Genomic DNA, 19501 nt, shown 5'->3' on the forward strand with positions numbered 1-19501 from the left:
GGCGCCACCAGCCGTCCGGCAAAGCCGGCCCGGCGGCGTTCCCCGGTTGGACCGTTGCATGCGACGCGGACCGCCCGGCCTCAAAACTACAATTTCCCCATGCTTGACATCGTCCTACTGAGAAAAGACCTCGACGCCGTGATCGCCCGGCTCGAGACCCGCAAACAGCCCCAGGCCTTCCTGAACGTGGACGCTTTCCGCGCGCTGGAGACCGAGCGCAAGACGCTGCAGACGCGCACCGAAGAGCTGCAGAGCCAGCGCAACAGCCTGTCCAAGCAGATCGGCATGCTCAAGGGCAAGGGCCAACACGCCGAGGCCGACGCGGTGATGGCACAGGTGGGCGCGATGAAGGCCGAGCTGGAAGCTTCCGGCACGCGGCTGGAAGTCATCCAGGCCGAGCTGCAGAACCTGCTGCTGGCCGTGCCCAACCTGCCGCACGAAAGCGTGCCGGTCGGTGCGGGCGAAGACGGCAACGTGGAAGTGCGCCGCTGGGGCACGCCCCGCAGCTTTGACTTCGAGGTGCGTGACCACGTGGACATCGGCGAAAAGCTGGGCCTGGACTTCGACACCGGCGTCAAGCTGGCCGGTTCACGCTTCACCTTCATGCGCGGCCCCATCGCCCGCCTGCACCGTGCGCTCGCCCAGTTCATGCTCGACGTGCAGACGCAGGAACACGGCTACACCGAGTGCTACACGCCCTACATCGTCAACGGCGAGACCCTGCGCGGCACCGGCCAGTTGCCCAAGTTCGAAGGCGACCTGTTCGCCGTCAAGAAGGGCGGGCAGGAGGGTGAAGAGATGCCCGACACCCAGGCGCTCTACCTGATCCCCACCAGCGAGGTGACGCTGACCAACGTGGTGCGCGACACCGTGCTGGCCGAAGCCGAGCTGCCGATCAGGATGACGGCCCACACCCCGTGCTTCCGCTCCGAAGCCGGCAGCGCTGGGCGCGACACGCGCGGCATGATCCGCCAGCACCAGTTCGACAAGGTCGAGATGGTGCAGATCGTGCACCCCGAGAAGAGCTACGAAGCGCTGGAGGCCATGACCGGCCACGCCGAGGTCATCCTACAGAAGCTGGGCCTGCCGTACCGCGTGATGAGCCTGTGCACCGGCGACATGGGCTTTGGCGCCAGCAAGACCTACGACCTGGAAGTCTGGGTGCCGGCGCAGGGTACCTACCGCGAGATCAGCTCGGTGTCGAACTGCGAGGCCTTCCAGGCGCGCCGCCTGCAGGCGCGCTTCAAGAACGACCAGGGCAAGAACGAGCTGGTGCACACGCTCAACGGTTCCGGCCTGGCGGTCGGTCGCGCGCTGGTGGCGGTGCTGGAGAACAACCAGAACGCCGACGGCAGCGTGACCGTGCCCGAGGCGCTGCGACCCTACATGGGTGGCGTGGAGCGCCTGGCCGCGGCCTGACGCGCCAGCGGCGCGCCCAAGAAAAAGCCCCGCAGTGCGGGGCTTTTGCATTTGGCGGAGAGAGAGGGATTCGAACCCTCGGTACAGGAATACCTGTACGCCGGATTTCGAATCCGGTGCATTCGACCACTCTGCCATCTCTCCTGTGTCGAAGCCCATGATTCTAGCAGGACCGAAGACGGTTTTTTTTGGCGGTTCACCGGAGAACACCTGGGTGCGACAATGCCGGCTTACGCTCCTTCACCTCCCATGCTCGTCGACACCCAGCCTGCCACCTACCAGCACGTGCCCGCCACCGTCGAGGTGCGTGACCAATGGGTGAATTCCCAGCTGATCTCGGTCCTGATGGACAACATGGTGCCCTCGCTGCTGGCGGCCGGCATGGCGTTGCCCGTGCTGGTGTTCCTGATGGTGGGCGAGGTGGATCTGGTGGTCCTGTCGGTCTGGATCGGCCTGCTGGTGGCGATGTTGGTCTACCGCTACCGCCTGATCGGCATCTACCGCCTGCGCCACGACAGCAGCGAGGGCCCCCAGCGGATGGACTTCGTTCGCCGCTACCAGTGGTCCTGGGCTGCCATGGGTTTCCTGTGGGGCGGCGGCGTGCTTCTGACCTACCAACTGGCCAGCATCACGACGCAGTTTGTCTATGGGCTCATGGTGCTCGGTCAAGGGTTGTTGGCCCTGACCTCCTACAGCGCGTATCTGCCCATCTTCCGGGCCTATGTCCATGCCCTGCTGCTGTCCGTGATGCTGGGGTTGTTGGTCAATACCCTCCGGGCGGTGGGAGAGGTGGGCGCGCTGGAAACCGGTGTGGCCTTGATGGCGCTGCTGATGGTGTTCTGGTGGTTGTTGCTGATCGCGGGCAGACGGTTGCACGAGGTGTACCGCTCCAGTTTCGAGCTGCAGTTCTCCAACCAGGAGCTCATCGATTCGCTGACGCTGCAGACCCGTGCGTCGTTGCGCGCCGTGGCCACCAAGAACCGGTTTCTGGCGTCCGCCGCGCACGACCTGCGCCAACCCGTGCACGCGCTGAGCCTGTACGCCGACTGGCTGGCCACCGAGCCCGAGATGGCGCGTGAAATTTCGCCGCGCATCCTGCAGTCCACCCGGGCCATCAACGAGCTGTTCGACTCGCTGTTCGACCTGACCCGCATCGACGCGGGCAACTACAAGGTGCGCCTGCAGCACGTGGACGTGCGCCAGCTGTTTGCCGATCTGGCCCTGCAGTTCGAGCCGGTCGCGGCGGGCAAGTCGCTCAAGCTCAAGACCCACACGCGCCCCACGACGATCTGGGCCGACCCGGTGGTGCTGCGCCGCATCCTGGGCAATCTGCTGTCCAACGCCCTGCGCCACACCCATCGGGGAGGGGTCCTGCTGGACCTGCGTCACCGCGAGGACATGCTGGTGTTCGAGGTGTGGGATACCGGCGTGGGCATCGCCCGCGAGCACCAGCAGGCGATCTTTCAGGAGTTTTTCCGGGTGTCGCAGCACCAGGGTACCGAGGACAGCCTGGGCCTGGGATTGACGATCGTTTCCAAGCTGACCACCCTCATGGGCTACCAGCTGGCGCTGACGTCGGTGGAGCACAAAGGCAGCGTGTTCCGCCTGATGTTGCCGGCCTACACCCAGAACGGCCAGCCAGACGAACTGGTGCCGACGGTGGTGTTGAACTCGGAATTCATGGACCTGCGCTGAACGGGCAGGGGGTGTGCGGTAAATGAACGGGCGCTGGGCCCGTTCTCCCGATTCGGATCCGACTCAGAGGTCGAGCAGACCTGCGGTGCGTGCCAGATGGCTGGCTTGCGAGCGGCTCTTGACGTTGAGGCGCCTGAACAGGCGCCACAGGTGCACCTTGACGGTGTGTTCGCTGATCTGCAGCTGTTCGGCGATATCGCGGTTGCTCAGGCCCCGGTCGAGCATGACCAGCAGCTGTTTCTGCCGTTTGGACAGCTTTTCGGGAATGGTGGGTGCGTTCTCGTCCTCAACCTCGTCGGCCAGGAACTCGCGCAGAACCTTGCCGATCTGGGCCGCGCCGGCGGACTTCTCCACATAGGCGTCGGCACCGGCTTCACGCGCCAGGTCTTCGTAGTCGGAGGCGGGGGAGGCCGACAGCACGATGAGCGAGGTGTCGGGCAACATCTGTCGTATTTCGCGCACGCCCGAAACACCATTGGTGTCGGGCAGCTTCAAGTCCAGGCACACCAGTTCGGGCTCGCCGTGTTCGGCAATCGCCTTGCTCACCGAGGCCAGACGCTCCAACTCGATCACCTGGGTGGAGGAACGCAGGCGGCGCAGCAACATGACGACGGCTTCGCGCATCAGCGGGTGATCGTCAATGACAAAAATACTCATGGCGGGGTGTGCTGTAGATATTTGGTTTCAGTGTGACAGCATATCGGCATTGGCGGTGTTTGGCGATAGCGAATAGCGTCCGAATGCTGTCCTTGTTTTTTTGCTCTGACTCCGGGGTGGCGCTTGGTCGGAACGCAGCAGCTGCGGGCCGCTGGAGTCGCTTTCCCCCATACCGCTGGGGCCTCAGTCGGCGGGGCGCACGAAGTGATCGAGCGCCTCACTCACGGCCTGGGCATCGGCATGCAGACTCAGGCAGGCCTGAAGCTCGGGCAGCACCACGCTGCCGCCTTGCTGCAACCGGGCAATGGTTTGTGCGGCTTCCTTGGGCGAGGCAAATCCGGTGCTTTGCAGCAGCAGCAGGCCTTTGGCGTCCAGCAGCTTGAAATAGAACTGCCCGTCCGTTTCGCGGTACTGCTTGAAGCTGGGCGCGGCGACCTTGCCGGCCTTGGAGGCCTTGCCGGCGGAGGGCACGGCGTCCAGCCGGCGCAGACCCACGGCATGGCGCAACCGGGCCGTGAACGGGGTGGCCACGGCCCGGGCCTTTTCGGCGCCCGCCTGCAGGGTCTTTTCAATCTGTGCCGGGTTCTGGATCAGTTCGTCGTACACCGCGCGCAGGGGCGCGATTTCGCGGTCCAGCCGCTCGAACAGCACCTGCTTGGCGTCGCCCCAGGCGATGCCGTTGGCATAGGCCTGGGCCAGCGCGGCGGTTTCTTCCGTCGAGGCAAAGGCCTGGTAGAGCTGGAACAGCGCCGAACCTTCGGTGTCCTTGGGTTCGCCGGGCGCGCGCGAGTCGGTCACGATGCCCATGATGAGTTTTTTCAGCTGTTCGCGCGGCACGAACAGCGGGATGGTGTTGTCGTAGCTCTTGCTCATCTTGCGGCCGTCGAGCCCCGGCAGGGTGGCCACGTGGTCTTCAATGGCGGCGTCGGGCAGCGTGAAGTGTTCGCCGTACAGGTGGTTGAAGCTGGCCGCCATGTCGCGCGCCATCTCGATGTGCTGGATCTGGTCACGGCCCACGGGCACCTGGTGGGCGTTGAACATCAGGATGTCGGCCGCCATCAGCACCGGGTACATGAAGAGGCCGGCGGTCACACCCGCATCGGGGTCGACGCCGGCGGCGGTGTTCTTGTCCACCGAGGCCTTGTAGGCGTGGGCACGGTTGAGCACGCCTTTGCCGGTCACGCAGGTCAGCAGCCAGGTGAGTTCGGGGATTTCGGGAATGTCGGACTGACGGTAGAAGGTGACCTTCTCCGGATCCAGGCCGCAGGCCAGCCAGGTGGCGGCGATCTCCAGCGTGGAGCGCTGCACGCGCGCCGGGTCGCCCACCTTGATGAGGGCGTGGTAGTCGGCCAGGAAGTAGTAGCTTTCCACTTCGGCCAGGCGGCTGGCACGCACCGTGGGGCGGATGGCGCCCACGTAATTGCCCAGGTGGGGCGTGCCCGAGGTGGTGATTCCGGTGAGGACGCGCAAGGTTTTCATGGACGGGAAGGGAACGGGAATATTAAAGAATCAGCATGCGCAGGGGCGTGAGCAGCACTTCGATGGCACTGTTGGTGATGCCCATCAGCGGGTACAGCCAGAGGTTGCCGACCACGCCGCTGATCACCAGCGCCATCACGATGAAAAAGCCCCAGGGCTCGACACGCGAAACCAGTTCGGCCTGCTTCCAAGGCAGCAGTCCCACCAGGATGCGGCCGCCGTCCAGTGGTGGCAGCGGGAACAGGTTGAAGGCGAACATCACCAGGTTGACCAGCACGCCGGCGCGGGCCATTTCCAGAAAGAAACGTTCTTCCACGCCCAGGGCCACCAGCAGGTAGATCAGCAGGGTCCAGAGAATGGCCTGGGCCAGATTCGCACCAGGGCCGGCGAGGGCGACCCAGACCATGTCACGTTTGGGATTGCGCAGACGGCCGAAGTTGACCGGCACCGGTTTGGCGTAGCCGAACAGGAAGGCGCCCGAGGTCGCGAAGTACAGCAGCAGCGGCATCGCGATCGTGCCCAGCGGGTCGATGTGCTTGAGCGGGTTGAGCGTGATGCGACCCTGGGCGTAGGCTGTGTTGTCGCCGAAATGGCGTGCCGCGTAACCGTGTGCCGCTTCATGCACCGTGATCGCGAACAGCACGGGAATGGCGTACAGGGCAATGGTCTGAACGATCTGGGCGAAATCCATGGCGGGCGTCGGGCAAAGCGCTATTGTCCCAGATGGGCGCGCGCTCCCCGGGGGCCGGGGGGCACGCGTGACCGGCTGGTGGATTTCAGAGACCCAGAGGGTCGAGGGCGCCCTGGCCGATGCGCACCACCTCGGGTTCGCCGCCGGTGCCCATGGGGGTGAGGTCGATCACGGTGGTGGGTTCGAGCGCACAGGCGCCCGCGTCGATCACCCCCGCGATGTCGTGCTCGAAACGCTCGCGAATCTCCTGCGCATCGTTCAGCGGCGCGGTTTCGCCGGGGGGGATCAGGGTCGTGGCGAGCAGCGCGCCGTTGTGCAGTTCCAGCAGCGCCAGCAGGCTGTGGTGCCGTGGCACGCGCAGGCCAATCGTCTTGCGTGACGGGTGGCTCAGGCGCCGGGGCACTTCCTTGCTGGCCTCCAGAATGAAGGTGTAGGGCCCGGGCGTGGCCAGCTTGAGCAGGCGGTATTGGCGGTTGTCCACCTTGGCGTAGCTGGCGAGTTCGCTCAGGTCGCGGCACAGCAGGGTCAGGTGGTGTTTGTCGTCCACCTGGCGGATGCGGCGCAGCCGGTCGGCCGCGGCCTTGTCATCGAGGTGGCAGACCAGGGCGTAGCTCGAATCGGTGGGCACGGCGAGCACGCCGCCGCGCTCCAGCAATTGCACCGCCTGCTTGAGCAGTCGAGGTTGCGGGTTCTCGGGATGGACTTCGAAATACTGGGACATGCCCGTATTGTGACGAGGCTCGCCGCGTCGTGCACCGGGGCGGCTCAGGCCTCCGGCTGGTCCACCGGCAGGCGCTGGTCGCGCGCGGTGAGCCAGCTCGCGCTGGCGCCGCACAGCACGATCATGGCGATGCCCGCGAGTTCGAACCGGCCGGGAACGTGGTCAAACACCAGCCAGCCGCAGAACATGGCGAAACCGATCTGCGCGTACAGGTAGGGTGTGAGCGTGGAGGCCCGGGTGCGTGCAAAGGCCAGGATCAGCAGGAAGTGGCCCACCGTGCCCATTAGACCGACCACGCACAGCAGGGCAAAGGTCCGCATGTCGGGCATGGCCTGCCAGGCCAGCGGCAGCGCCGCGCTGGCCAGCAGCGCGCCGACCCAGCCGGTGTAGAAGTGCATGGTCATGGGGTCTTCGGTGCGGGCCATCTGGCTGGTGAGGATCTGGAACCAGGCGTAGGTGAACACCATCAGCAGCGGCAGCAGGCTGGCCCAGCCGATCACGTCGCCCCCGGGTTGCACCACCAGCAGGGCGCCGACAAACCCCCCGGTGACCAGCACCCAGCGCAGTGCGCTCACGCGTTCCTTCAACAGCAGCGCCGCCAGCAGCGTGACCACCAGGGGGGTGATCATGACGATGGCGGTGAACTCGCCCACCGGCATGTATTGCACGCTGATGAACGACAGCACGCTGACCAGCAGCAACAGGGCTCCCCGCAGCAACTGAAAGCGCGGGTGCGCCGTGCGCAGCAGTGAGCGCCCACGCATCGGCAGCATGACGGCCGTGACCGCGACCGCCTGGAAGGTGTAGCGGAACCAGACCGCGACCAGGACCGAGACGAAGGCCCCGACGTATTTCACGGCGGTGTCGAGCACGGCGAAGCAGGCCGTGGCACTGACCAGAAACACGATGCCCAGCATCGCGTGCGTGTTCCCGCGCGGGGAAGACGGCGCGCCCATCAGTGGATGCGCGACTGCAGCAGCTCCCACACCGGCGTGACGCTGCCGGGCAGGTCGGGCAGCTTGCCCAGATCGGTATGGCTTTCCTCGGGGCTGTGGAAGTCGCTGCCGCGTGAGGCCGCCAGACCGAACTCGTGGCAATAGCCGGCGTACTTCACATAGTCGGCCTGGCCGTGGGCGCCGGTCACCACCTCCACGCCCTGGCCGCCGTGCGATTTGAATTCGGTGAAGAGGGCGAACTCTTCGTTGGCGGTGAGCTTGTAGCGCCCCGGGTGGGCAATCACCGCCATGCCACCGGCCTGCGTGATCCAGCCCACGGCATCGCCCAATGAGGCCCAGCGGTGCGGCACGAAGCCGGGTTTGCCTTCGGTGATGAATTTGCGGAACACCTCGTTGGTGTCGCGGCACACGCCGGCCTCCACCAGGTAGCGCGCGAAGTGGGTGCGCGAGATGAGTTCGGGGTTGTCCACGTACTTCAGGGCGCCTTCGTAGGCGCCGGGTATGCCCACGCGGGCCAGGTCGTCGCTCATGGCGCGGGCGCGCTGCTCGCGTCCACCGCGTGTGGCGCGCAGACCGTTCACCAGCCCGGGGTGGTCCGGGTCCATGCCGAGCCCGACGATGTGAACCGTGGTGCCGGCGAAGGTGACAGAAACCTCGGCGCCGGTGATGTAGCGCAGCCCCAGCGCCTGGGCGGCTGCCAGGGCGCGGGCCTGACCACCGATTTCGTCGTGGTCGGTCAGCGACCAGAGTTCCACCCCGTTGGCCTGGGCGCGCTGCGCGAGCGCCTCCGGCGTGAGGGTGCCGTCGGAGACGATGGAATGGCAGTGGAGGTCGGCGTTGAGCATGTGGGTCACCGATTCATTTTAGGGTTGACGGGGTCGCCGTGCTGACCCGAGGAGCAAAACCTGAAACGAGTGAGGTGACTGCCACCCGGAACACCGTGCAACGGGCTTCGCCCGGCCGCAGGTGTTGCCCCCTTGGGGCCGGTGCGGGGGGTCAGCCCGTGTTCCGCAGGCCCGCAGCAATGCCGTTGATGGAAATGTGGATGCCGCGGCGCACCTTTTCGTCGCGATCGGCCTGGTTCTCCCCCGCGCGGTAGCGCCGCACCAGCTCCACCTGCAGGTGGTGCAGCGGGTCGATGTAGGGGAAGCGGTGGCGCATGGAGCGCTGCAGCGCGGCGTTGTTCACCAGCCGGTGTTTCTCGCCCGTGATCAGCGAGAGCGCGTCGGCGGTGCGGTGCCATTCCGCTTCGATGGCGGTGAAGACCTTGGTGCGCAGTCGTTTGTCGGGCACCAGTTCGGCGTAGCGCGAGGCCAGGGCCAGATCGCTCTTGGCCAGCACCATGTCCATGTTGGAAAGCAGGGTGCTGAAGAACGGCCACTGTTTCACCATCTTCTGCAGCAGGGCTTTCTGTTTCGCCACGCCCTGGGGGCCGTCGCGGTGCAGAAAGGTCTGCACGGCCGAACCAAAGCCGTACCAGCCGGGCAGCGTCAGGCGGCACTGGCCCCAGCTGAATCCCCAGGGAATGGCGCGCAGGTCTTCGATCTTCTGGGTGGCCTTGCGCGAGGCCGGGCGCGAGCCGATGTTGAGCTCGGCGATCTCGCGGATCGGCGTGGCGGCGAAAAAGTACTCGGCGAAGCGCGGGGTGTCGTAGACCAGCGCGCGGTAGGCCGACATGCTGGCGGTCGAGAGTTCGGCTGCAGCGTCCAGATAGGCCTTGGGGGCGTTGCGCGTGGGTTGCAGCAGCGTGGCTTCGAGCGTGGCGGCCACCAGGGTTTCCAGATTGCGCCGGCCGATCTCCGGGTTGGCGTATTTGGAGCCGATCACCTCGCCCTGCTCGGTCAGGCGGATCTGACCGCGTACCGTGCCGGGGGGCTGGGCCAGGATGGCCTGGTAGCTCGGGCCGCCGCCGCGCCCCACGGTGCCGCCGCGGCCATGGAACATTCTCAGGCCGATCTTCTGCGGCGCGTCCAGGTTCAGCGCGTCGAACAGTTCGACCAGATCGGTCTCGGCACGGTAGAGTTCCCAGTTGCTGGTGAAGATGCCGCCGTCCTTGTTGCTGTCGGAGTAGCCGAGCATGATGTCCTGCTCGCAGTAGCCGTCCGTGGCGCCACGCTGCACCATGGCGCGCACGCCCGGCAGGGCATAGTAGTCGCGCATGATGGGCGCGGCGTTGCGCAGGTCTTCGATGGTTTCGAACAGCGGCACCACGATCAGGTCGCAGCGCGCGTCTTCCTGCAGCAGGCCGCGCATCAGGCCGGCTTCTTTCTGCAGCACCAGCACTTCGAGCAGATCGCTCACGGTTTCGGTGTGGCTGATGATGCAGTGGCGAATGGCCTGCGCGCCAAAGCGTTCGCGCCCGCTGCGGGCGTTCTCGAAGATCGCCAGCTCGCCCAGGGTGTGGGCGGAATAGGCCGCGCCCGGCACGCGCAGCGGTCGCGCGTCGTTGAGCTGGCGCAGCAGCAGGGCGCGTTTGCCGGCTTCGTCCAGTTGCGAATAGTGTGGTTCGATGCGTGCGGTGGCCAGCAGCTCGGCCACCACGGCCTCGTGCTGGTCCGAGCTCTGGCGCAGGTCGATGGTGGCGAGGTGAAAGCCGAACACCTCGACGGTGCGGATCAGGGGATGCAGTCGCGCGCGCGCCAGGGCCGCGCCGTGGTTCGCCTCCAGCGAGGCTTCGATGGTGCGCAGGTCGGCGAGGAACTCACCGGCGTTGTCATAGGGTTGCTGGGGTGCCACAGCGTGGCGTGCGGCCTCGCCGCCGGTCAGCTTTTGCAAGGTGGCGGCCAGGCGCGCGTACATGCCGGTGAGGGCGCGGCGGTACGGCTCGTCCTGGCGGTGCGCGTTGGTGTCGGGCGATCGTTCGGCCAGTGCCTGCATCTCGGGGCTCACACGCGCCAGCATGGCGGACACGGACAGCTCGGCGCCCAGGAGGTGCACCTGGGTCAGGTGGTGGCGCAGCACCAGGTCGGCCTGGCTGTGCAGGGCGAGCTCCAGCGTCTGGGCGGTGACGTTGGGGTTGCCATCGCGGTCGCCACCGATCCACTGGCCCATGCGCAGAAACGGCGCCACGCTGTCGCCCAGGCCTTCCTCCAGGTCGCGGTAGATGCGGGGGATCTGCTTCAGAAAGGTGGCTTGGTAATAGCTGAGCGCGTTTTCGATCTCGTCGGCCACGGTCAGCTTGGTGAAGCGCAGCAGACGGGTCTGCCAGAGCTGGGTCACGTGGGCGCGCAGCCGGGCGTCGAAGTCGGCCTGGTCGCGCGGCAACAGGTGTTCGCGTTCGGCCAGCAGATGGGCGATGGCGCGCTCGGCATCCAGGATGCTCTTGCGCTGCACTTCGGTGGGGTGGGCGGTGAGCACCGGCGAGATGTGGGCCTCTGCGAGCGTTTGCACGATCTGGTCCGGCGCGATACCGGCTTTTTTCAACCGTTGCAGCGTCATGGCCAGGCTGCCTTCCTGCAGATCGCCGGCCCGCTCGTGCACGGCGCGGCGCCGGATGTGGTGCCGGTCTTCGGCCAGGTTGGCCAGATGACTGAAGTAGGTGAAGGCGCGGATCACGCTCACGGTCTGGTCGCCGCTGAGGCCTTTGAGCAGTTTCTTCAACGCCTTGTCGGCCGACTGGTCGGCATGCCGCCGGAACGCCACCGAGAGCTGGCGGATCTGCTCGATCAGATCGTAGGCGGCCTGCCCCTCCTGTTCGCGGATCACGTCGCCCAGGATGCGCCCGAGCAGCCGGATGTCGTCGATCAGCGGCTGGTCTTTGTCGGCCCGGGTGGCGCTCCGTGTGGGGGCGGGGCGGGCGGGAGAGGTGGCGACGGGACGGGCTGGCGATCGGCTCATGGCGGGCGTGTCGGGTGGGGGTTGCTGGTATTTTTGGCAGCGGCCATGCTAGCATCCAAAGTTGCCCTTCCCGTTACCAAGCGGGTACGGAAACGCCCCTTCGGGCATGATCTTTCGTGATCCTTTGCCGTGTCGATTTCAAACACCCCCCCCGCGCTGTCCATCACCATCGCCACCCGCGAAAGCCGTCTCGCCCTGTGGCAGGCCGAGCACGTCAAGGCGCTGCTGGAGCAAAAGGGGCACCGGGTGAACCTGCTGGGCATGACCACCAAGGGCGACCAGATCCTGGACCGCAGCCTGTCCAAGGTGGGGGGCAAGGGGCTCTTCGTGAAGGAGCTGGAGGTCGCCCTCGAAGAAGGTCGCGCCGACATGGCCGTGCATTCGCTCAAAGACGTCCCGATGGACCTGCCCGATGGTTTCGTGCTGGCCTGCGTGATGGAGCGCGAGGACCCGCGCGACGCCTGGGTGTCTTCGGTGTGCGCTTCGCTGTCCGAGCTGCCCCAGGGCGCGGTGGTGGGCACGTCCAGCCTGCGCCGCCTGGTGCTGTTGCGTGAAGCGCTCGACGCGCTCGGCCGTGCCGACGTGCGCATCGAACCGTTGCGTGGCAACCTGGACACCCGCCTGCGCAAGCTCGACGAAGGTCAGTACCACGCCATCGTGCTGGCCGCCGCGGGCCTCAAGCGCCTGGGCCTGTCCGGCCGCATCCGCCACGTTTTTGAACCCGCCGATTCCTTGCCCGCCGCCGGGCAGGGCGCGCTGGGCATCGAGGTGCGGGCCGACCGGCCCGATCTCATCCAGGCGCTGGCGCCGCTGGTGCACTTGCCAACGTGGCACCGCGTGGCGGCCGAGCGCACGGTGTCGCGTGCCATGGGCGGCAGTTGCTCCATGCCGCTGGCGGCCTATGCCCAATGGGAAGCGGCCGAGTCGGGTCAGCTGCGGCTCGACGCCGCCTGGGGCGACCCCGAAGGTCTGCAAGGTGTGGTGCGGGTCAGCGAGCAGGCTCCGGTGCACGATCTGGCGCAGGCCGAGGCCCTGGGCCAGCGTGTGGCCGAGGCCCTGCGGGCGGCCGGTGCCCAGCCTCCCGCCGTGGGGGATTGAAGCCTTGACCGCGGCACCCGCCCAGCGGCCCGGAGCGAGCCCGCTGGAGCGGCTCATCGTCACGCGGCCCGCGTCGGAGGCTGGCATCTGGGTGGAGGCGCTGAGGGCCCAGGGCTGGCCGGCGCAGGCCCTGCCACTGATTGAGATCACCGAACCCCATGATCCGGCGCAGCTGGCTACGCTGGCGCACTGGCGGGCCCATTGGTTCGAGGCCGATGCCATCATGTTCGTGAGCGCCGCTGCGGTGGGTCACTTCTGGTCGCCGGCCATGCCCGTGCGCGTGCCCGACGCAGTGCACACCCGGTTCTGGGCCCCGGGGCCCGGCACGGCGCGTGTGCTTGCCCAGGCGCTGGCGCCGCTGGGCCTGGGGGCCGCTCAGATCGACGCCCCGCCGGTCGATGCGGCGCAGTTCGATTCCGAAGCCTTGTGGCCGGTGGTCGCGCCGCAGCTGCGTGCCGGTTCCTTCGTGTTGATCGTGCGTGGTGCATCCTCGGACGCGCCGGCCGAGCCGGGCGCTGGTGCGTTGGCCGGCAATGGCCGCGACTGGCTGATCCGTCGTTGCGAAGCCGCGGGCGCCCGGGTGGAAGCCTGCGTGGCCTATGAGCGCCATGCGCCGGTGTGGGACGGTGCCCAGCGTGCACAGGTTGACGCCGCTGGTGCCACCGGCAGCGTCTGGCTGTTCAGCAGCTCGGAAGCTCTGGCGCACCTGCAGACCGTCGCGCCAGAACACGACTGGACAGGCGCGACAGCGCTGGTCACGCACCCCCGCATCGCGGCCGCCGCGCGCGCGGCCGGCTTCGGCCGGGTGATGGAAACCCGCCCAGCCTTGCCCGACGTGCTGCGCGCTCTAGAATCGAACTGGAGCCGCCCATGAGCCAGACCCAATCCGATACCCCTCTCTCTGCGCCATCCGCCGCTGGCGGTGCGGCCCCGGTGACACCCGTCACGGCGTCGGTGGCCGGGTCTCCGCGCTCCGGTCGCTGGCTGGCGGCGTTGGCCATGGTGTTGGCAACCCTGGCGCTGGTCATGAGTGGCCTGCTGTGGGAAAAGCTCGGCTCCACCCAGCAGGAACTCGCGCGGCGCAGCCAGGACAGCGCAACGCAGGCCGCTGACGCGCGCCGACTGGCCGCCCAGGCCGAGGCCCTGACGCAGGAGCTGCAGGCCCGGCTGGCGGTGGCGGAGGTGCGGCTGTCCGAGGTGAGCCTGCAGCGCAGCCAGCTCGAAGAACTCATGCTTACCCTTTCGCGCTCGCGCGACGACAACCTGGTCCAGGATCTGGAGTCGGCGCTGCGTCTGGCGCAACAGCAGGCACAGCTCACGGGCACGGCCCAGCCGCTGATCTCCGCTCTGCAGGCGGCTGACCAGCGCATCGCTCGCGCGGCCCAACCCCGTCTGAACCCGGTGCAGCGCGCCATTGCGCGCGATATCGACCGTATCCAGAAAGCACCGCTGGCCGACATTCCCGGCCTGGTGCTGCGGCTGGACGAACTGGCGCGCCAGGTGGACGAATGGCCGGTCCTCAACGAAGTGGGGCCCCGCGCCCGCGTGATCAAGAAGGCCACCCCGAAGGCGGGGGGCAAAGCGGCCCCGGCAGTTGGTGCGACCCCTGCGGCAACCGCCGGCGGCAGCGATGCCGCGGCCACCGCATCGACCGAAACCTCGCCACCCCCCGATGGCGACGCGTTGGGTCGGGGTTGGGCCCAGGTATCGCAGGCCTGGCGGACCCTCTGGGCCCGCATTTGGGCCGACGTCACGCGCAGTGGGCGTGAGCTGGTGCGGGTCAGCCGTATCGACCGCCCGGAGGCCGCCCTCATGGCGCCCGAACAGGCCTTTTTCCTGCGAGAGAATCTCAAGCTCAAACTGCTCAACGCCCGTCTGGGCCTGCTGGCCCGGCATCTGACCTCCAGCCAGGCCGACGTGAAGGCGGTGGAGGCCGCGATGGTGCGCTATTTCGACACCACCTCGCCGTTGGTGGGTGGTGCACAACACGCACTCGCGCAGTTGCGCAAGGACCTGGTGGACAACGAGTTGCCGCGTCCCGACGAAACCCTGGCTGCGCTGGCCGCCGCCGCCGGAGGGCGCTGATGACCGGCAGACGACAGGGCGGGGCCATGCGCAGTGTGTTCTGGCTGCTCGGGCTGGCCACGCTGGCCGTGGCGCTGGCCTTGCTGGTGGGACACAACGCGGCCACGCTCACGCTTTTCTGGCCACCCTACCGTTTCGACGTTTCCTTCAACTTCGTGTTGTTTGCCCTGGTGGCGGGCTTTGTGCTCTTGCACCTGGCCCTGCGGGCCTTCGGGGCCTTGCGCGATCTGCCCGCGCAGGCGCAGCGTTGGCGCAGTCAGCAGATCGAACGGGCAGTGGTGGGTGCCGTGATGGACGCCTTGTCGCTCCAGCTGTCGGGTCGTTTCGTGCGCGCCCAGGCGGCGGCCCAGCAGGCGCTGGACCAGCTGAAGTCCGCCACATCGACCCCCTGGCCCCGGCGTGAACAGCTGCAACTGCTGGCGCACCTGTTGTTGGCCGAGAGTGCGCAGTCGCTGCAGAACCGCGAACGGCGCGATGCCAACCTGCAGGCTGCACTGCAGCCCAGACTGGCCCGCAGCGCACCCGAAGCCGTCGAGGGCGCGCTGCTGCGTGCCGTGCGCTGGGCGGTGGAAGACCGCGATCACGGTGCAGCGCGCAGCCGCCTGGCCGAGCTGCCACAGGGTGCGGCGCGTCGCACCCAGGCGCTGCGCCTGAAGCTGCGTGTCGCGCGGCTCGGTGGGGCCACCGCGGAGGCGCTGGAAACTGCGCGCCTGCTGGCCAAGCACCGCGCGTTTTCGCCCGAGGCTTCGCGCAGCATCGTGAGGGGGCTGGTGCTCGACGTCTTGCACGAGGCGCATGACTTGCCGCAATTGCAGGAGGTGTGGAATGGGCTGGACGCCAGCGAGCAGGTCATGCCCGAACTGGCGCTGGCGGCCGCACAACGTGCCAACCAACTGGTGGCCGACCCGTTGGTCAGCGAGTCTGACCGCGTGCAGGCGGCGGACCTGGCCCGGACCTGGCTGGAGCCGGTGTGGCAAGGATTCGAAGCCCTGGATGCCGGGCAGCAGCGACAACTGGTGCTGGCACTGGAACCCGGACTTCCCCAACTCGACGCCACCTGGCTGGCGCGCCTGGAGCAGGCCCAGCGCCAGATGCCCAACAACGCGTATCTGCAATACCTCGCGGGGCAGGCCTGCATGCAGCGCCAGCTCTGGGGCAAGGCCGCCCAATTGCTGGGTCAGGCGAGCCACAGCCTGCTCGAGCCAGGCCTGCTGCGCCGCACCTGGTGCGCCCTGGCCCTGCTGGCCGAAGAGCGGGGCGACGAGGCCACCGCGCAGGGGGCTTGGAAGAAGGCTGCTTTGTTGAACTGACCGATATCCCTGCTCGGGTCGCAGTTCGGTACTGCGCACCCGCCCAGGTGCCCACACCAGGTTTCGTGGACACAAAAAAACGCCGGTCGATGTCGACCGGCGTTTTTGTTGGAGGGGTGGGGCACCCTGCCGCAGCAGGGCAGGGTCTCACTGGGCTTCGAACGGCAGCGGCATGTTGCGCAGGTCCTTGCGCGTCTCCACCAGCACCAGCGGGCCATCGTCGGGCAGCACCACCGGCTTGATCTCGCGTGGCACATGGATCGGCTTGGGTTCGGCGGCAATGGCCGCTTGCACCTGGGCCACCTTGTCGGCGTCGGAGTTGATCCACTTCAGACCGCTGGCCTGTGCCACCTGGTTCAACTCCTCGATCGACACCGTGAACGGTTGCACCTTGGGCAGGCCGCGGGCGACGGGAGCCTCCGCAGGAGCGGGGGCGTTGCTGCGTGCCACAGGGGCGGGTGCCGGGCGAGGCGCTGGAGCGGCAGCCAGCACGGGAACCGGTTCGACCATGGGTTCAACCGCCTCCACCACCGGTGCCACGGGGGTGGGCTCCACCGGCAGGCTGAAGTAGCTGCTGCGCACCGGGGCCTCGGACACGGCTTCCTCGCTCGGGTTCACCGGGGTGCCTGGAGCGGTGCTGTCGTCACCTTCCGGGGCGGTGGCGTCGCGCGGAGCACGTTCGCGGCGGTCACGGCCATAGCGGTCACGGCTGCGGCGTTCGCGCGGGGCACGCTGGCCACCGTTGTCGGCATCGCCAGCCTCTGCGGCGGGTGCCGAAGCTTCGGCATTGGCCTGGGCGTCCTGTTCCACGCGCTGGGCGGTGGCTTCGTTCAGAGCTTGTGGTGCTGCATCGTTGCCCTCTTGGGGGCGGCGACGGTTGTCATTGCGTGGGCGGCGTTCGCGCCGTTGGGCTTCGGCCGCTTCGGGCGTTTCAGTGCCCGCGGTCGGTGCGGCGTTCAGCAGCTGTTCGGTGCCTTGCGCGACATCGACAACCGGCACGGCCTCGCGGCGGTTGTCCCGGCGGCCACCATTGCGGCCCTCACCACGGGATTCACCGCGTGCCTCGCCTCGGCCTTCGCCGCGACTCTCTACCCGGTTCTCGCCACGGCGTTCACCATTGCGGCCGCCTTCGCGACCCTCACGGTTTTCCGGGCGGCCCTCCACGCTGCGGCCTTCGCCACCACGTCCACCGCGGCCACCTTCACGGCCTTCGCGCGGGGTGCGGCCCTCGGCGCCGTTGCGACCACCACGGCCGCGGCCGTCGCGGCCGCCCTCACGGCGACCTTCGGGGCGCTGTTCGCGGTCTCCGGACTTGGCGGCCGGAGCCACAGCGGGCTTCTCTGCGACCGCTGGCGTCGGTTCCGAGGCACCACCAAACAGGCTCTTGAGCCATCCAAAGAAACCCTTCTCGGCCGGAGCCGGAGCCTTGGCTGCAGGTGCAACAGGTGCTGGGGCCACGGGGGCCGCAGCCACCGGGGCTTCCGGCTTGGGAGCCGCCACGGGCGCGGGACCGTCGGGCAGTACGCCCTTGATCACCGGTTCCTGCTTGTTGGTGCGTTCCTGGCTGCGGCGCGTGAAGCTGGCCACGTCGTCCACCTCATCAGCGAGTTTGTAGCTGGCATCGAGGTTGTCCAGGCGCGGGTCGTCATGCTTCAGGCGTTCGAGCTTGTAGTTCGGCGTGTCCAGCGACTTGTTGGGCACCAGCAGCACGTTGATGCGCTGCTTGAGTTCGATCTTGGTGATCTCGGTGCGCTTTTCGTTGAGCAGGAAGCTGGCCACTTCGACCGGCACCTGCACCAGCACGGCGGCCGTGCTGTCCTTGAGCGATTCTTCCTGGATGATGCGCAGGATTTGCAGCGCCGAACTCTCGGTGTCGCGGATGTGGCCCGAGCCACCGCAGCGCGGGCAGGGGATGGACGAACCCTCGCTCAACATGGGTTTGAGGCGCTGGCGGCTCATTTCGAGCAGACCGAACTTGCTGATGGCGCCGAACTGCACACGGGCGCGGTCCTGGCGCAGCGCATCGCGCAAACGGTTTTCCACTTCGCGCCGGTTCTTCGACTCTTCCATGTCGATGAAATCGATCACGATCAGGCCGCCCAGGTCGCGCAGGCGGGCCTGGCGGGCCACTTCGTCGGCGGCTTCGAGGTTGGTACGGGTGGCGGTCTCTTCGATGTCGCCGCCCTTGATGGCGCGTGCCGAGTTCACGTCCACCGCCACCAGGGCTTCGGTCTGGTCGATCACGATCGCGCCGCCCGAGGGCAGGTTCACCGTGCGGCTGTAGGCGGTCTCGATCTGGTGTTCGATCTGGAAGCGGCTGAACAGCGGCGCGTCGTCACGGTAGCGCTTCACGCGATGCCCATGCTCGGGCATCACGTGGCTCATGAACTGGTGCGCCTGCTCGAAGATGTCGTCGGTGTCGATCAGGATCTCGCCGATGTCGCTGTTGAAGTAGTCGCGGATCGCACGGATCACCAGGCTCGATTCCTGGTAGATCAGGTAGGCGCCCTTGCCGCCCTTGGCGGCGCCGTCGATGGCGTTCCACAGCTTGAGCAGGTAGTTCAGGTCCCACTGCAGTTCGGGCGCTTCGCGGCCGATACCGGCGGTGCGCGCGATGATGCTCATGCCGTTGGGGTATTCAAGCTGGTCGAGCGCAGCCTTGAGATCCTGGCGGTCTTCGCCTTCGATGCGGCGGCTCACGCCGCCACCGCGCGGGTTGTTGGGCATCAGCACCACGTAGCGGCCAGCCAGGCTGACAAAGGTGGTCAGTGCCGCGCCCTTGTTGCCGCGCTCTTCTTTTTCGACCTGGACCAGCAGTTCCTGGCCTTCCTTGATCACGTCGTTGATGCGCGCCTGGTTGACGGGCACGCCGGCGGCGAAATACTGGCGCGAGATTTCCTTGAACGGCAGGAAACCATGGCGCTCTTCGCCATAGTCGACGAAGCAGGCTTCCAGCGAGGGTTCGACGCGCGTGACCACCGCCTTGTAGATGTTGCCCTTGCGCTGTTCGCGCCCTTCGATTTCGATTTCGTAGTCGAGCAGTTTCTGCCCGTCCACGATCGCCAGGCGGCGTTCTTCAGCCTGCGTGGCGTTGATCAACATTCGTTTCATGATGCGTTTTCCTTTTTCTCTGACACTGACATGGCGCCGGGACAGACCCAGGCACCGACCTGCCGTGAACCAGCGGAAAAGCGCAAACGGGGAGGAATTGCCGGAGAGCCAATGACCCGCTGCCGCCTGGCTTCACCAGGGATGCAGGCAGTGCGTTCGAAAGGTCGGGCACGCCGGTGGCGTACCACGTCGAACCGCCGGGTCAGGGCGTAGGCGCGTGGACTTGGGTGAGCAGGGAAGGCTTGATGGCTGTCTGGGACATGAATCTTGCCGGTGGTGTCTCTGGCTTCACTTCATCCTCACCCAGCCGGTTTTCAAAGCGCCTGTGGCGTCTCTGAAGCGGGGCTGGGCAATTGGGGTATTCCGTGTTCGGGTTCGCAGTTTTCTGACGGGTTCGCCCGCAGCTTCCACCTGACGAGTGCGGCACCCGGCCTCTTCAAAG

The 19501-nt window shown here is 67.2% G+C and carries 14 protein-coding genes and 1 tRNA gene; 6 read left to right on the forward strand and 9 right to left on the reverse strand.

What is annotated here, in order from left to right:
- Positions 1-99: 99 nt before the first annotated feature.
- Positions 100-1419 (forward strand): serine--tRNA ligase, encoded by a 1320-nt coding sequence (gene serS / locus HTA01S_RS16945; RefSeq protein ID WP_068173923.1) that lies wholly within the window; start codon positions 100-102, stop codon positions 1417-1419.
- Positions 1420-1471: 52 nt separating this feature from the next.
- Here serS and HTA01S_RS16950 read toward each other — a convergent pair.
- Positions 1472-1563: transfer RNA gene (locus tag HTA01S_RS16950), tRNA-Ser, on the reverse strand.
- Positions 1564-1668: 105 nt separating this feature from the next.
- Here HTA01S_RS16950 and HTA01S_RS16955 point away from each other — a divergent pair.
- Positions 1669-3114: a sensor histidine kinase gene (locus HTA01S_RS16955; RefSeq protein WP_068173924.1), complete on the forward strand. Its 1446-nt coding sequence runs from the start codon at positions 1669-1671 to the stop codon at positions 3112-3114.
- 63 nt (positions 3115-3177) lie between these two features.
- Here HTA01S_RS16955 and HTA01S_RS16960 read toward each other — a convergent pair whose 3' ends face one another.
- From HTA01S_RS16960 to ppc, 7 genes are all read right to left on the reverse strand, one after another.
- A complete protein-coding gene (locus tag HTA01S_RS16960) occupies positions 3178-3771 on the reverse strand; it encodes a LuxR C-terminal-related transcriptional regulator (RefSeq protein WP_084236197.1) in 594 nt (197 codons plus the stop codon).
- A gap of 183 nt (positions 3772-3954) precedes the next feature.
- The gene (locus HTA01S_RS16965; RefSeq protein ID WP_068173925.1) at positions 3955-5250 is read right to left on the reverse strand and encodes a tryptophan--tRNA ligase; all 1296 of its coding nucleotides are present in this window, start codon (positions 5248-5250) and stop codon (positions 3955-3957) included.
- A 22-nt stretch (positions 5251-5272) separates the two neighbouring features.
- Complete coding sequence (locus HTA01S_RS16970) at positions 5273-5941, reverse strand: site-2 protease family protein (RefSeq protein ID WP_068173926.1); 669 nt, start codon at positions 5939-5941, stop codon at positions 5273-5275.
- 85 nt (positions 5942-6026) lie between these two features.
- Positions 6027-6662 carry an L-threonylcarbamoyladenylate synthase gene (locus HTA01S_RS16975; protein WP_068173927.1) on the reverse strand — a complete coding sequence of 212 codons (636 nt, stop codon included), beginning with the start codon at positions 6660-6662 and terminating at the stop codon, positions 6027-6029.
- Between the two features lie 44 nt (positions 6663-6706).
- Positions 6707-7618, reverse strand: a complete 912-nt coding sequence (locus HTA01S_RS16980; RefSeq protein ID WP_068173928.1) for a DMT family transporter — start codon at positions 7616-7618, stop codon at positions 6707-6709.
- Positions 7618-8472, reverse strand: coding sequence for a 3',5'-nucleoside bisphosphate phosphatase (locus HTA01S_RS16985; protein ID WP_245638119.1), 855 nt, complete (start codon positions 8470-8472; stop codon positions 7618-7620). Before HTA01S_RS16985 ends, HTA01S_RS16980 begins: the two co-directional genes overlap by 1 nt.
- A 142-nt stretch (positions 8473-8614) precedes the next feature.
- On the reverse strand, positions 8615-11455 hold the full coding sequence (gene ppc, locus HTA01S_RS16990; protein ID WP_068173930.1) for a phosphoenolpyruvate carboxylase: 2841 nt from the start codon (positions 11453-11455) through the stop codon (positions 8615-8617).
- Positions 11456-11590: 135 nt separating this feature from the next.
- Here ppc and hemC point away from each other — a divergent pair, with 135 nt between their 5' ends.
- From hemC to HTA01S_RS17010, 4 genes are read left to right on the forward strand one after another with little or no spacing between them, the layout of a single operon-like run.
- The gene (gene hemC, locus HTA01S_RS16995) at positions 11591-12553 is read left to right on the forward strand and encodes a hydroxymethylbilane synthase (protein ID WP_157572175.1); all 963 of its coding nucleotides are present in this window, start codon (positions 11591-11593) and stop codon (positions 12551-12553) included.
- Between the two features lie 4 nt (positions 12554-12557).
- Positions 12558-13427, forward strand: coding sequence for a uroporphyrinogen-III synthase (locus HTA01S_RS17000; protein ID WP_068173932.1), 870 nt, complete (start codon positions 12558-12560; stop codon positions 13425-13427).
- Entirely contained in the window at positions 13424-14638 is a 1215-nt protein-coding gene (locus HTA01S_RS17005) for a uroporphyrinogen-III C-methyltransferase (RefSeq protein ID WP_068173933.1), read from the forward strand. The genes HTA01S_RS17000 and HTA01S_RS17005 overlap by 4 nt, the downstream gene beginning before the upstream one ends.
- A 26-nt stretch (positions 14639-14664) precedes the next feature.
- Entirely contained in the window at positions 14665-15948 is a 1284-nt protein-coding gene (locus HTA01S_RS17010; RefSeq protein WP_068173934.1) for a heme biosynthesis HemY N-terminal domain-containing protein, read from the forward strand.
- A gap of 147 nt (positions 15949-16095) precedes the next feature.
- On the opposite strand, the gene HTA01S_RS17015 is transcribed toward HTA01S_RS17010, so the two are convergent.
- Positions 16096-19059, reverse strand: a complete 2964-nt coding sequence (locus HTA01S_RS17015) for an Rne/Rng family ribonuclease (protein WP_068173935.1) — start codon at positions 19057-19059, stop codon at positions 16096-16098.
- Positions 19060-19501 lie beyond the last annotated feature (442 nt).

The organism is Hydrogenophaga taeniospiralis CCUG 15921 (assembly GCF_001592305.1).
GTDB classification, from domain to species: Bacteria; Pseudomonadota; Gammaproteobacteria; order Burkholderiales; family Burkholderiaceae_C; genus Hydrogenophaga; species Hydrogenophaga taeniospiralis.

Coding starts and splice junctions, on each gene's coding strand:
- HTA01S_RS17010 (WP_068173934.1), top strand. CDS start 14,665: ATGCGCAGTGTGTTCTGGCTGCTCGGGCTGGCCACGCTGGCCGTGGCG.
- HTA01S_RS16955 (WP_068173924.1), top strand. CDS start 1,669: ATGCTCGTCGACACCCAGCCTGCCACCTACCAGCACGTGCCCGCCACC.
- HTA01S_RS16970 (WP_068173926.1), bottom strand. CDS start 5,941: ATGGATTTCGCCCAGATCGTTCAGACCATTGCCCTGTACGCCATTCCC.
- HTA01S_RS16960 (WP_084236197.1), bottom strand. CDS start 3,771: ATGAGTATTTTTGTCATTGACGATCACCCGCTGATGCGCGAAGCCGTC.
- serS (WP_068173923.1), top strand. CDS start 100: ATGCTTGACATCGTCCTACTGAGAAAAGACCTCGACGCCGTGATCGCC.
- ppc (WP_068173930.1), bottom strand. CDS start 11,455: ATGAGCCGATCGCCAGCCCGTCCCGTCGCCACCTCTCCCGCCCGCCCC.
- HTA01S_RS16965 (WP_068173925.1), bottom strand. CDS start 5,250: ATGAAAACCTTGCGCGTCCTCACCGGAATCACCACCTCGGGCACGCCC.
- HTA01S_RS17005 (WP_068173933.1), top strand. CDS start 13,424: ATGAGCCAGACCCAATCCGATACCCCTCTCTCTGCGCCATCCGCCGCT.
- HTA01S_RS17015 (WP_068173935.1), bottom strand. CDS start 19,059: ATGAAACGAATGTTGATCAACGCCACGCAGGCTGAAGAACGCCGCCTG.
- HTA01S_RS16975 (WP_068173927.1), bottom strand. CDS start 6,662: ATGTCCCAGTATTTCGAAGTCCATCCCGAGAACCCGCAACCTCGACTG.
- HTA01S_RS16980 (WP_068173928.1), bottom strand. CDS start 7,618: ATGGGCGCGCCGTCTTCCCCGCGCGGGAACACGCACGCGATGCTGGGC.